Below are 12,643 nucleotides of genomic sequence, written 5' to 3' on the forward strand. Positions count from 1 at the left end.
GCCTGCCATGAGCCTGCATGAAACCTTCGGTCAGCCCTTGCTGACCTTTCCCGACTCGGAAAAAAGCCCCCTGAGCATCCGTGCCAAGGCACTGGTGTTCGTCGACCCGCGTTCGCGGCAGTTGCGCCAGGAGTTGGAACAACTGGCGCCACGGGCGGTTTCGGTGCTGATTCGCGGCGAAACCGGCACCGGCAAGGAGCTGCTGGCCCGGCATATCCATCGCGAGAGCAATCGCGGTGGGCTGTTTGTTTCGGTCAATTGCGGCGCTATCAGCCCGACCTACGCCGACGCCGAATTGTTCGGTTATTCCGCCGGCAGTTATAGCGGTTCGGCCAGCAGTCGGGCCGGGTGGTTCGGCTCGGCCAACGGCGGCACGCTCTACCTGGATGAGATCGGAGACCTGCCGCTGCCGATCCAGATCAAGTTGCTGGCGGCGCTGGAAAACCATGAGGTCACGCGTGTTGGCGCCCAACAACCGAGCCCGGTGGACGTGCGCCTGGTGGCGGCCACCAGCATTGATCTGGCGCAAGCGGTGGACGCCGGAAAATTTCATGACCGGCTTTATCACTATCTGAGCGAGGGACAGCTCGAGTTACCCGCCTTGCGCGAGAGGGTGGGCGATATCCTTTCCCTGGCCGAATACTTCCTGGGCATCTACAGCCAGCGCCTTGGCCTGGCCGTGCCGCTGATCAGTGCAGCGGCGCAACGGGAGCTTGAACGCCACAGCTGGCCGGGCAACACCCGCGAGTTGGAGAACGTTATTCATTTTGCATTGCTGGTGAGTGCCGGCGATGAGATTTTGCCGGAGCATCTGAATTTGCCACAACCGTTGGAGCCGTTAGTACTCATTGAACGAATGGTCCAAGAGTTAAGGAACCATGACCGGGCGCGTCTCGATCAACTAAAAGAATGGATAAGTAAACTCTAAATGTTTTTTTGTCCAACCCTGCGGTGACGCGTGGTTTCGGTCTGGCTATTTCGTCGGGGTGCGATGTGTTTGTGCTCTATCACGTAGATTGATGCAATAGCCGGACATGGTTTGTTAGTGTCTGGCGCTTGATAAGGATCGAAAATTATAGACTAATGGGCGCGGAAAAAATGGCCATCCTGATTAGGGAGGCTAATCGTAACCTGTAACTATAGTAAGGATCTCGAAATGGACTTCGATAATGATGCGCCCATGGAAAATGGTGAGCACTCTGAACATTTATACGAACATGACAATCTTCTAGAAAGTGGTGATGCCCCTTCTCCCTCCATAATTGACGATCAACTTTGTTGGTCCGACTTGTCCAGATTTGAAATATTCTCTGCCAACGGTGGAGAGCACTTGTACATGAATGGTTTCCAGCAGTTGAAGTTGTTTGTTGTCGTCAAGGCTGATGATGAGCGCGGGTCTGCCGTAGGCCTGTCCCAGGCAGAGCTGGACTCCATTGTATTGACCGACAGGAGCACAAATGAACCGCTGACTGAGACTGTCTATACCTCGCATCAAGAGCCTGGGATCTGGAAGTATACCCGGCACCATAATCGCACTTACCGGTCGTTTCCTTCCAATACCGCCATCAAGGGCTCTGTAGACCCTGGGGAATTTGTATCCGTTAAGGAGTTTTACGTTACCACGACAGCCAATGAACCCATCGTGATCAGGCCTCGTATTACTCGTAGTGATGGCAAATATTTTTATGCGGACAAAGCCACTGACTTCGGCTCTGTGCAGTTGACGCCAGTTGATGTTCCCCTGTATGGCAGCTCCCAATATTCTCTGGTTTCAGAGGAGAAGAGATATTACGGCGAGCTTCGAGACTTTACCGAAATCCAGGCTTACGAACTAAAGTTGATGGAGGGGCCGCGACAGGTAAAATTCGTTGCCGAATGTCGGATGGCCAACCAGTTACAAATAGGTGCCGAGAGTGATCGGTATGCAGGTTATTACGCCGTTGGCTATTTTTCCGGGCGGAATATCACGAATTCGTTATCGTTATGGCAGATGCCCGATAACGCTGTATGGGATAAGGAGAAACTTGCCTTGGTTCTCGTGTTTGCAAGAAAAGGCGGAGACGTGACGGTGCGCGAGCACATAGCGGTTGTGGAGTTGAGCGCGCGTGATATATACGGCAATCCACATTCAATAAAGGTTCGGCTGTCCGAAAATCCTGTTGCCATAACCTTGGCTTGACCCGCCAAAATTTCCTCAAGGATGAGTGATCAATATGGAAACAAAATCCGAGCAATCGCTGGATTCGGCTGCCTTCAAGTTTGACAGCTTCATACGTTCGGGGGTTGATCCGCGCACGGGAAGTTTTAGTTGCAGCCTTGCATTGAATACGACTTCTGTCGACGCGCCTGACGGGGCTAAGGTTCCGCTTGTTTTTGCCTACGACTCCTTCAACCGTCGACATTAGGGCCTGGGAGCCGGCTGGGCCCTGCGAGTATGTTGCTACGATCAGCATCGACGTAAGTTGACGCTTTCAAACGGTGTTACCTACCGGCTGCGAATTCTCAACGGCCAGGCCATTTTTGAAGACAAGAAGCTGGATAATCTTAAAGCCCAGATGCGAGGTAACGATCTTTACATTGACCACATTGATGGAACGACCGAGGTTCTTTCCCGACCCAATGAGACGTCCGGAGAATGGTTGCTGACCAGCCTTTTCACTCCTCAAGGTCGTGAGACTGCCTATTCGTATCGCGTCATATCGGGACGGCGGCAATTGACGGAGGTCCGTGACCAGCATCATCGCCTCTTGAGCATTGATTACGCCGTTGACGGGCGGCAATCACCGGCGATCATTCTGTGGCCTGATATCCCTTCTAAAAGGCTTCAATACTCGCTGCTCCGCCATAATGAATTGCTGAAACACATTAGCTTGGTCACGGCCGAAAACAAGGTTTTGACGTGGTCTTTTGAATATAAGCGGATCAGCGGCCTTTCAGTGATGGCCGAGGTTCTACAGCCCAGCGGATTGCGCGAAGTCCTGGTGTACAAGCCCGACGCCCATCGTTTGCCAACGGGGGCGCCGGTGCCTTCGGTACCTGCTGTCATCCAGTCAACCCTGTCGCCTGGAGGTGGGCAGCTGGCACTCGTCACCCGCTACGAATATTCGGCGCAAAATTTTCTGGGTTTTAATTCCCGTGTGTCCTGGACGGAAGATGAGGACGTACTTTTTCGCCTGAACTGGGCTTACGAATACTCCTGCACCGAGATCCACATGGCGCTCGTCAACGGAGAGCGACGCGAGGCTTCGCGAGTGACGCGCACCTATAACCGATTCCATTCCATGGTTTCGCAAGAAACGAACAGCGCCAGCAAAGTGCACTTGCGCAGGATTGAATATCATGAGGTGCCCAATAAGCCGTTCCGGGACCAACCCGCCCAGTTTCAGATGCCTCGTGCCGTGAGCGATAGCTGGTTTGACCGTCGGGACATTGGAGATGGCCGGCAGGACAAAATTCGCGAGGAAGTAACCCGCACTGTCTACGATGGACATGGAAACCTGCTGGAAAAAACCGACCCGAGCGGCGCCCGCGAGGTTTACGAGTTTTTCCCAATGCAGGGAAACGTCGATTGTCCCGCCAGTCCTTTGGGTGTGCCTTGCTTTCTCAAGCAGAAGCGCGTTATTGCTTCCCCCGGTTTCGTCGCCGCACCGACAGTCGTGGTCCGTTATACCTATGTTGAGCTGCCTTCATTACGTACCGACGGTGCCCGTTGCGTTCAGCTTGCCAGCGAAACGCTGCATGAGGAGGGCGTGAGCGAACCGCAGGTCGACTGCCGCCTGGAGTACATCAGCGACATTCACGACCTGTTCCATGGACGGCTGAAAAGGAAAGTTGAAACGGTCGGCGGCGTGCCAGCGGTATACCTCTATCGGTACGTGCGCGAGAGCGCAAATGTATGCACGAATCAGGTCTTTAGCGCCGGAGGACTCAGTCATTTGCGGCAGAGCTGGCATGATGAGTCCGGCTGGTTGGTCAAGTCTGAAGACGCTGGCGCCAACAGCATTACCATGGAATACGATTCGCTGGGGCAGTTGACTCGCGAAACGGTTATGCCGGGTACCGACAGTTCTGCATCCCGCCAATACACCTATCGACCCTATTCGGCCGCAGATCCGTTTATTACAACAGTGGCGCAGGATTCGCGGGGCGCCCTTACAACAACCCGCGCCGATGGGCTCGGCCGAAAAATAAGCGTTCACAAGCAAGACGTCGACGCACCCGGCGCTCCCATGCGCCTGATTTATCGAGCCGAATATGACAGTCTCGGTCGCCTGAGGACCGATGAGCACGTGGACTGGTTCGCGGGGGCGGCGAAAGCGCTCAGGAGCGTCTATGAGTACGACGCATGGGGACAGCAGAGCCGCATCGGCCGAAGCGGTCAGGCTGTCGTGCATGACGAGATCGACCCGATAGCCATTACGCATACGCAGTGGACGGAGGGAGGCGGCAAGACGCGTACGTTCAGCAATGTTTTCGGCAAGCCGTCGCGGGTGGAGCGGATGGACATGACCGGCGTGGTGTTGGAGGTCACTTCCTATAATTATGACGGCCTGGGACGATGCGTGAAGCAGACGGCTTCCGATGCTGGCGTAACTCTCTATAGCTATGATCTTGCCGGCCGGTTGCTGAGCACGACGTTGCCGGACGGTACTCAGGTCAAGAAAAAATACGCGGCGCAAAGCCAAGGTGATTTTCCGATAGAAATCAGCGTGAACGGCTATGTAGTGGGCAGTCGCGACTTCGATGGGCTGATGCGCATCGTTTGCACCCGTACCGGTGAGCGAGTCGAGCGGATGATCTATGAGGGTTCCAGCCGCAATCCTTCGCAGAAGATCACCGCGGGCGGCAAAGTCCTGAACTTCACTCTGAATCCATTGCTGGATGATTGTGTCACCGAACGCAACGGCAGCCAGGCGCAGGTTTTCACAAAACACCGGTACGACCCGCATACCGGTTTGCTGCAGGAATCTGCCAACTCCACGGTGCAACGACGCCTAGAATATTTTGCTTCAGGCCGAATCAGGCATGAGATATGGATGACCTCATCCAATCGATACGAAAGCTCCGAGACTTATTCGTTGATGGGTAAGCCGATCAGCCATACAGACGTCAATGGGACGGTCCGCACCTGTCGCTACGACGAGACGGGGCGCTTGTCGGGTATTACCCAGGGCGGGGTGATAGTCGCCTACATCTACGATGCTCGTGGTCTGCTTTCTTCTCAAACCCTAACCGACGTTCGCTCGGGCGTTTCAGTCGTCACCGATCTAGCGTATGACGAGTTCGGACGCGAGATTCTTCGCCGCTCACTGGCCCAGGGCAATGATGTTCAGGAATTGGCCCAGTCCTTCGGGCCTGGCGATAAACTGAGCCAGCGCGTGCTAAAGGTTGGAGGTGTGACGGTACGCTCCGAATCCTTCATCTACGATCCTCGAGGGCGGTTGAAGCATTACACCTGTGAAGGCGAACAGGCGCCAGTGGACGTCCAGGGTAAAAACATCACTTCGCAGGATTTCATCTATGATTATCTGGATAACATTCGTCAGGTCGTCACACGTTTCGCCGGCGGCGAGAACATCGCGAATTATCGATACGACCTGCCAGACAAGACACAACTGAGCGCTGTTAGCCACAGTCATCCGGACTACGCGTCTGCCCATGCCACCTTCCGCTACGACGCCGATGGCAACCTGCTCAACGATTCGCAAGGACGCAGTTTCTTCTACGATGAATTGGGCCGTCTGGAAAGCGTAGGCTCGGCTGGCTCGGAGTCAGTGTCGGGGCGCTATCAATACGATCCTTCGGACCGGCTCCATGCCGTGGAGTCTGTGGGCCAGAAGCCATGCCAACGGTTCTATCGGGAAGACCGGTTATGCAGCGAAGTAACGGAGGACGACGGCCGCAGCATCATGAGTGAAGAACAGCAGTTGCTGGCCTTGGTGCAAGGCCAGGAAACGACATTGTTCAGGACCGATGGCTGTGGCAACGTCCTGCAAGCTTTTTCTGGCGGCAGCAATACTCGGCACGCGTATCTGCCCTATGGCCAACGCCCGCTGACAGATGGATTGGGTAGCCTGTTCGGTTTCGGCGGCGAGCCGCAGGATGCACAGACCGGTTGTTACCTGCTTGGCAACGGCTATCGTGCCTACGATCCGGTGCTGATGCGATTCCATCGGCCGGACAGCTGGAGCCCTTTCGATGGCGGCGGCCTCAACCCCTATGCCTATTGCTTGGGGGACCCGATCAATCTTCGCGATCCGACGGGTCATATTTCCACTATCGGCTGGATCAAGATCGGCCTCGCCGTTGCGTTCACGCTGGCGTCCATTGCACTCACCGTTGCGACCTTAGGCGCCTCCACGCCTTTGGTGGGGCTATCGTTTTCGGCCGCCGTGGCCTTGACGCTGGAGGTAGTGTCAGGTGCGGCTTCGATTGCATCGGCCGTGTTGGACGAAACGGCTCCGGACGCCGTCGTCACCCAGGTCCTGAGTTACACCAGCATTGCCTTGTGCGTCGTCTCTGGTGGCGCTTCCCTGGCAGGTAAAGTACTGGGCAAAGGTACGTCTGTTGCCCTGGCGAAAACTGTCGATTCGCTCGGTGACCTAGTGACATTAAGCCGCAGCAATGCCATGCGTGTTACACGCATTGGCATGTATGCCAAGGCGTCGAGCCCGATAATCCGGGGCGGTGGGCAGCGCAACCACGTGGTTCTGAAAAACCGTCTTGAAAATTTGCTGACAGCCAAGGATAGGGTCGGTTATGTCAATTACTTCGCCAAGGGCGTCATCTATGCGGTCGAAGGAGACAAGTACATTAAAAAGGCCGAAGGCTATGCGGAATCAGCAAAAAAATGGTACTACGATGAATTCGTCAAATGGTACGTCGATGTCTATGGTGACATCATCAGAAGGGCCGCGGAGATCCGCTTGGCATGAAGGTTCTTCCAAGCTTCGAAAATTCATTATTGATATAAGCACATCAATAAAAGATATTGTTAAGGCATAAAAAATATCGGTATCTTCCGCATCACGCCAGCGATAGCACTTCGCTGGCACGCCCACATTTGGCCGTCGTCCAAGACGACAGTGATATTCGATAAGGACACTGCATGAAAAAGGTTCTGTTGTTCACCGCATTGGCGGCAGCCCTGACCTCGGGCCTGGCCCAGGCGGCGGAAAAACTGGTCGTGGCTGCCACACCGGTACCCCACGCTGAAATCCTCGAGCTGATCAAGCCGGCCCTGGCCAAAGAAGGCGTGGACCTGGAAATCAAGGTGTTCACCGACTACGTACAACCCAACGTACAGGTTGACCAGAAGCGCCTTGACGCCAACTACTTCCAGACCCTGCCTTACCTCAAGAGCTTCAACGAAGGCAAAGGCACCAACCTGGTGACGGTGATCGGCGTCCACGTCGAACCGTTTGGCGGCTACTCGAAAAAAGTAAAAAGTCTGGCTGAGCTGAAAGACGGCGCAACCATCGCCATCCCTAACGAAGGCAGCAACAGCGGTCGTGCCCTGATCCTGTTGCAGAAGGCTGGCCTGATCAAACTCAAGGACCCGAAAAACGCCTTGGCAACGCCAAAAGACATCGCCGAGAACCCGAAGAACTTCAAGTTCAAGGAACTGGAATCGGCCATGCTGCCGCGTGTGCTGGATCAGGTCGACCTGGACATGATCAACACCAACTACGCCCTGGAAGCAGGTCTCAACCCGGCCAAGGATGCCTTGGTGATCGAGGGTTCGGATTCGCCTTACGTGAACTTCCTGGTGGCCCGTCCGGACAACAAGGACAGCGCGGCCATCCAGAAACTGGCCAAGGCGCTGACCAGCCCGGAAGTGAAGGCATTCATCGAGAAGAAATACAGCGGCGCGGTACTGCCGGCGTTCTGATTGGCGCGGTAGACCTTAACGCAGTTACAAACGCCGACGGCTGATACAGCGTCGGCGTTTTTTTGTGCTCAACATATCGTGTAGCGGCACGGCTTACCCGTGGCGAGGGAGCTTGCTCCCGCTCGGCTGCGCAGCAGTCGCAAACCGGCATGCGGTCTACCTCAAGAATAGAGGGGCCTGCTTCGCAGGCCAGCGGGAGCAAGCTCCCTCGCCACAAGATCAAAGGCGGTTTCACACCGCCTGATCGACAAGAGATAGTTTTTCGGGTGATATCCATATGCTTTAACGGTATTTAAATTTCAATTCTTATACCTTTAAAGTCAGCGCTTGCCGAGCAGCTACCCGCTGCCCAAGGACCGCGCTACCGCCGCTTATCGAGCGGCGTCCAGGATGTTCAATGAACTTCGATTACGCTTTTATCCTCAGCACCCTCCCGGCGTTTCTCAAGGCCGTGGGCGTGACGCTGCAGGTCGGCCTTGTCGCCATCGTTACCTCGCTGCTGGTGGCGCTGTTGAACGCGACGATTCTGGTGTCGCGCACGCCTTACCTGCAACGCCTGGTCGGCCTGTATGTGGAGTTGGCGCGCAATACGCCGCTGCTGATCCAGTTGTTCTTCGTCTATTTCGCGTTGCCGGCGCTGGGTATCAAGGTTTCGGGGTTTGCCGCAGCGATCATCACCATGACGTTCCTGGGCGGTGCCTACCTCACGGAAGTGCTGCGTGCGGGCGTGGACGCGGTGCCGCAGGCGCAATTGGAATCCGGTCGTTCCATTGGTCTGTCCCACGGGCAATTGCTGCGCTACGTGATTCTGCCGCAGGCCGGGATTCTCAGCCTGCCGTCGCTGTTCGCCAACTTCATTTTCCTGCTGAAGGAGACCACCGTGGTCTCGGCCGTGGCGGTGCCGGAGATTCTCTACACCACCAAAAGCTACATCGCGCTCTACTACAAGACTTACGAAATGCTCGCCGTGCTGACGTTGATCTGCGTGCTGTTGTTCTTGCCGCTGTCGCTGTTGCTCAGCCGTCTGGAAAGGAGGCTCCAGCATGGCCAGTTCGGGTCTTGAGTTGTTGTGGGTGTCGTTGCCGCAACTGGGCAAAGGCGCCGTGCAGACCTTGTCGATTTCTTTCCTGGGCATCGCCTTCAGCACCGTCGGCGGCTTGCTTTACGGCGTGTTGCGTACGCTGGGCGTGAAGTGGCTGGACGCTGTTCTGCGGATCTACCTGGAGCTGTTCCGGGCGATCCCGGTGCTGGTCTGGTTGTACCTGCTGTTTTTCGGGCTGCCGATTTTTTTCGGCCTGAGTATTCCGAGCTTCTGGTGCGCGGTCCTGGTGTTGTCGCTGTGGGGTTCCAGCGAGGTCGGCGAAGTCGTGCGCGGCGCGCTGCATTCATTGCCGCGCGGCCAGCGTGAGGCGGGATTGTCGATTGGCCTGAACGGCGCGCAACTCTACGGCCATGTGCTGTTGCCGCAAGCCCTGAGGCGCATGACGCCGCCGACCATCAACGTCTACACGCGCATCATCAAGACCAGTTCCCTGGCGGTGCTGATCGGCGTGGTGGACGTGATCAAGGTCGGCCAGCAGATCATCGAGCGGACCTACGAATCGGTGCTGATCTACGGCGCATTGTTCCTGTTTTTCTTTTTCATCTGCTACCCGCTCTCGGCCGCCTCCCGCGTGCTGGAGCGGCGCTGGACGCAAGCATGAGCGCATTGATCGAGTTCAAGGGGTTCAACAAGTTTTTCGGCGAACAGCAGGTACTGGACGGCATCGGCCTGCAAGTGCAGGCCGGGGAAGTGATCGTCATCCTCGGCCCCAGCGGTTGCGGCAAAAGTACCCTGTTGCGGTGTCTCAACGGGCTGGAAGTGGCCCACAGCGGCAGCCTTGAATTGTCCGGTCGTGAGTTGCTGGACAAGGGCACCGATTGGCGCGAGATACGGCAACGGATCGGCATGGTGTTCCAGAGCTACCATCTGTTCCCGCACATGAGCGTGCTCGATAACCTGCTGCTCGGCCCTGTCAAAGTGCAAAAGCGTGACCGCGGTGAAGCGCGCGCCCAGGCCGAAGCCTTGTTGGCCCGTGTAGGCCTGTTGGACAAACGCGATGCTTTCCCACGCCAGCTCTCCGGCGGTCAGCAACAACGCATCGCCATCGTTCGCTCGCTGTGCATGAACCCTGAAGTCATGCTGTTCGACGAAGTTACCGCCGCCCTCGACCCGGAAATGGTCAAGGAAGTGCTGGAAGTCATCCAGGGCCTGGCCCGCGAAGGCATGACGCTATTGATCGTCACCCACGAAATGGCCTTCGCCCGCGCCGTGGCTGACCGCATCGTGTTCATGGATGCCGGGCGGATCCTTGAACAGAACCCTCCCGAGATTTTCTTTACGAACCCGCAAACCGCACGAGCGCAGCAGTTCCTGGAGAAGTTCTCCTACGTCGCCGCACTACCCCAATCGACTCTAACAAAGGAACTGCAACTGTCATGAAAACTGCCAAGTCGTCTCTGCTGCTATTGCCGCTGCTCGCTGGCCTCTTGCTCGCCGGCTGCAACAAAACCGAAGAGCCTCCCAAGCCCAATGCCGCCAGCCAAGGCACCGCACCGGCCAGCTATCTGGAAAAGATCAAGGCGCGGGACAAGCTGATCGTTGGGGTCTTCACGGATAAGCCGCCGTTTGGCTTCGTCGATGAGGCGGGGCGTTATGTCGGCTTCGATACAGACATCGGCCGTAGATTTGCCAAGGACTTGCTTGGCGACGAAAACAAGGTCGAATTCGTTGCAGTCGAGCCGGCGAGCCGGATTCCGTTCCTGCAGAGTGACAAAGTTGACCTGATCCTGGCCAACATGACCGTGACCCCGGAGCGCAAGGAAGCGGTGGATTTCACCAATCCGAACCTGAAAGTGGCGGTGCAGGCGCTGGTGCCGCAAGCCAGCGAAGTGAAAACTCTCGATGACCTGGCGACCCGCACCACCATCGTCACCACCGGCACCACGGCGGATATCTGGCTGACCAGGAATCACCCGGACTGGAAGCTGCTCAAGTTCGAGAAAAACTCCGAATCCTTGCAGGCACTTGCCAACGGTCGAGGCGATGCGTATGCCCAGGACAATCTGGTGCTGTTCAGCTGGGCCAAGCAAAACCCCGGCTATCGCGTGCTTGAGCAGAAACTGGGTGCCGAAGCGCCGATTGCCCCGGCGGTGAAGAAGGGCAATATCGAGCTGCGCGACTGGGTCAATGCGGAACTGGCGAAGCTGGGTGAAGAGAAATATTTGCTCAAGCTGTACGACCAGTACGTGCGCAAGGAACTGAGCGATGACACCAAACCTGAAAGCGTGATTGTCGAGGGTGGCAAGTGGCAGGGGTGAGCCGCTGATTTTTGGGTAAATCTTCCGATCGCCATCGCGAGCAAGCTCGCTCCCACAATGGATCTTCAGTGAACACAGTTCTGTGGCCATATGGAAATCCTGTGGGAGCGAGCCCGCTCGCGAAAGCGGTTTGTCAGTCACTACTTATTCAGGCCAATGCCACGCCGGCTCATCCAGCATCCGCTGTCCGACGATTGCGGTCTGTCCCAAGTCTTTTTCCAGCACGATGCAATTGCAGTTTTCATCCTGCTCCAGCGCGGCGATCAGGCGTGTGGCATGGGACACGACCCAGACCTGGCAATTGGCCGAAGCGCGGGTGATCAAGCGTGCCAAGGCCGGCAACAGATCCGGGTGCAGGCTGGTTTCCGGTTCGTTGAGCACCATCAGCGAGGGCGGGCGCGGCGTGAGCAGGGCGGCTACCAGCAGCAGGTAGCGCAGGGTTCCATCGGACAGCTCGGCGGCCGACAACGGTCGCAGCAGGCCGTGTTGCTGGAAGGCGATGGCGAAACGCCCGCCCTGCAGTTTGTCGATGTGCAGTTGAGCGCCAGGAAACGCATCGCCAATGGCGGCGTGCAGGGCTTCGAAGTCGCCTATCTCCAGAATCGTTTGCAGCGCTGCAGCCAGGTCGCGTCCGTCGTGGTGCAACACCGGGGTGCGAGTGCCCAGTTGCGGCTGGCGCACCGGGGCGTCGGCATCGCTGCGAAAGTGGTCGTAGAAGCGCCAGCGACGGATGAACTCGCGCATCTGCAAGACCTCCGGCGAAGCGCGCAGGCTGCCGACCTGATCGAACAGGCTATCGAAGGTCGGGGTGTGTTGGGCCAATACGTCCCACGAACGGCTTTCACGGGCGCGGATCATCGGCCCGTTGCGGTCCACCAGCAAGCTGGCAGGCCTGTACACCGGTCCGGCCCAGATGCATTCGCGCTTGATTTCAGGGTCCAGTGAAAACGCCGAACGACTGGGTTCCGGCAGGCCCAGGGCGATCGAATAGCTGAAATTTTCCCCGGCAAATCCGAGGCGCAGGCGCATGCTGCCCTGACGCACGATGCCCTGCACAGGTACCTCGCCGTTACGCATGCGACGGCTTATTTCTTCCGGGCCGGCCCAGAAGGTCGAGCCCAGCCCACCTTCACGGGCCAGGGCATTGACCACGCCACCCTGCGCCGTCTCCGCCAGCAGGCGCAGGGCGCGATACAGATTCGATTTGCCACTGCCGTTGGGCCCGGTGATCAGGTTCAGTCTGCCCAGCGGGATGACCAGTTTGTTGATGGACCGGTAGTTGGCCACCGCCAGGGTCGTGAGCATGCGAATTCCCTTCGTACATGGATGTCACAGACGAGTCTGCCCGATTCCTGTGCATTCGGTGAACCCTGTTCTAAGCTCACAGTCGTA

At 57.0% G+C, this 12,643-nt stretch carries 9 protein-coding genes; 8 read left to right on the forward strand and 1 reads right to left on the reverse strand.

Annotated features, from left to right (window positions below; all coding sequences use genetic code 11):
* The first annotated feature begins 7 nt into the window (after positions 1 to 7).
* The 8 genes from M1E16_RS00975 to M1E16_RS01010 all read left to right on the forward strand — a co-directional run bounded on the left by M1E16_RS00975 (position 8) and on the right by M1E16_RS01010 (position 11,251).
* On the forward strand, positions 8 to 928 hold the full coding sequence (locus M1E16_RS00975) for a sigma 54-interacting transcriptional regulator (RefSeq protein ID WP_458128986.1): 921 nt from the start codon (positions 8 to 10) through the stop codon (positions 926 to 928).
* Between the two features lie 228 nt (positions 929 to 1,156).
* Positions 1,157 to 2,179, forward strand: a complete 1,023-nt coding sequence (locus M1E16_RS00980; protein WP_458128987.1) for a hypothetical protein — start codon at positions 1,157 to 1,159, stop codon at positions 2,177 to 2,179.
* Positions 2,180 to 2,462: 283 nt separating this feature from the next.
* The gene (locus tag M1E16_RS00985) at positions 2,463 to 6,935 is read left to right on the forward strand and encodes an RHS repeat domain-containing protein (RefSeq protein ID WP_458128988.1); all 4,473 of its coding nucleotides are present in this window, start codon (positions 2,463 to 2,465) and stop codon (positions 6,933 to 6,935) included.
* A gap of 173 nt (positions 6,936 to 7,108) precedes the next feature.
* Positions 7,109 to 7,891: a MetQ/NlpA family ABC transporter substrate-binding protein gene (locus M1E16_RS00990; protein ID WP_434602478.1), complete on the forward strand. Its 783-nt coding sequence runs from the start codon at positions 7,109 to 7,111 to the stop codon at positions 7,889 to 7,891.
* 397 nt (positions 7,892 to 8,288) lie between these two features.
* A complete protein-coding gene (locus M1E16_RS00995) occupies positions 8,289 to 8,954 on the forward strand; it encodes an amino acid ABC transporter permease (protein WP_434626602.1) in 666 nt (221 codons plus the stop codon).
* Complete coding sequence (locus tag M1E16_RS01000; protein WP_458128989.1) at positions 8,935 to 9,594, forward strand: amino acid ABC transporter permease; 660 nt, start codon at positions 8,935 to 8,937, stop codon at positions 9,592 to 9,594. Before M1E16_RS00995 ends, M1E16_RS01000 begins: the two co-directional genes overlap by 20 nt.
* Positions 9,591 to 10,373 carry an amino acid ABC transporter ATP-binding protein gene (locus tag M1E16_RS01005; RefSeq protein WP_458128990.1) on the forward strand — a complete coding sequence of 261 codons (783 nt, stop codon included), beginning with the start codon at positions 9,591 to 9,593 and terminating at the stop codon, positions 10,371 to 10,373. The genes M1E16_RS01000 and M1E16_RS01005 overlap by 4 nt, the downstream gene beginning before the upstream one ends.
* Positions 10,370 to 11,251, forward strand: coding sequence for a transporter substrate-binding domain-containing protein (locus M1E16_RS01010; RefSeq protein WP_434654204.1), 882 nt, complete (start codon positions 10,370 to 10,372; stop codon positions 11,249 to 11,251). The genes M1E16_RS01005 and M1E16_RS01010 overlap by 4 nt, the downstream gene beginning before the upstream one ends.
* Before the next feature lie 144 nt (positions 11,252 to 11,395).
* On the opposite strand, the gene M1E16_RS01015 is transcribed toward M1E16_RS01010, so the two are convergent.
* On the reverse strand, positions 11,396 to 12,556 hold the full coding sequence (locus M1E16_RS01015; RefSeq protein ID WP_458128991.1) for an AAA family ATPase: 1,161 nt from the start codon (positions 12,554 to 12,556) through the stop codon (positions 11,396 to 11,398).
* Positions 12,557 to 12,643 lie beyond the last annotated feature (87 nt).

The sequence above is a fragment of the Pseudomonas sp. Z2-11 genome, assembly GCF_054161305.1.

What these genes read in the sequence shown, in the direction of transcription:
- M1E16_RS00975 (WP_458128986.1), top strand. Translation starts at nt 8, where the DNA reads ATGAGCCTGCATGAAACCTTCGGTCAGCCCTTGCTGACCTTTCCCGAC.
- M1E16_RS00980 (WP_458128987.1), top strand. Translation starts at nt 1,157, where the DNA reads ATGGACTTCGATAATGATGCGCCCATGGAAAATGGTGAGCACTCTGAA.
- M1E16_RS00990 (WP_434602478.1), top strand. Translation starts at nt 7,109, where the DNA reads ATGAAAAAGGTTCTGTTGTTCACCGCATTGGCGGCAGCCCTGACCTCG.
- M1E16_RS00995 (WP_434626602.1), top strand. Translation starts at nt 8,289, where the DNA reads ATGAACTTCGATTACGCTTTTATCCTCAGCACCCTCCCGGCGTTTCTC.
- M1E16_RS01000 (WP_458128989.1), top strand. Translation starts at nt 8,935, where the DNA reads ATGGCCAGTTCGGGTCTTGAGTTGTTGTGGGTGTCGTTGCCGCAACTG.
- M1E16_RS01005 (WP_458128990.1), top strand. Translation starts at nt 9,591, where the DNA reads ATGAGCGCATTGATCGAGTTCAAGGGGTTCAACAAGTTTTTCGGCGAA.
- M1E16_RS01010 (WP_434654204.1), top strand. Translation starts at nt 10,370, where the DNA reads ATGAAAACTGCCAAGTCGTCTCTGCTGCTATTGCCGCTGCTCGCTGGC.
- M1E16_RS01015 (WP_458128991.1), bottom strand. Translation starts at nt 12,556, where the DNA reads ATGCTCACGACCCTGGCGGTGGCCAACTACCGGTCCATCAACAAACTG.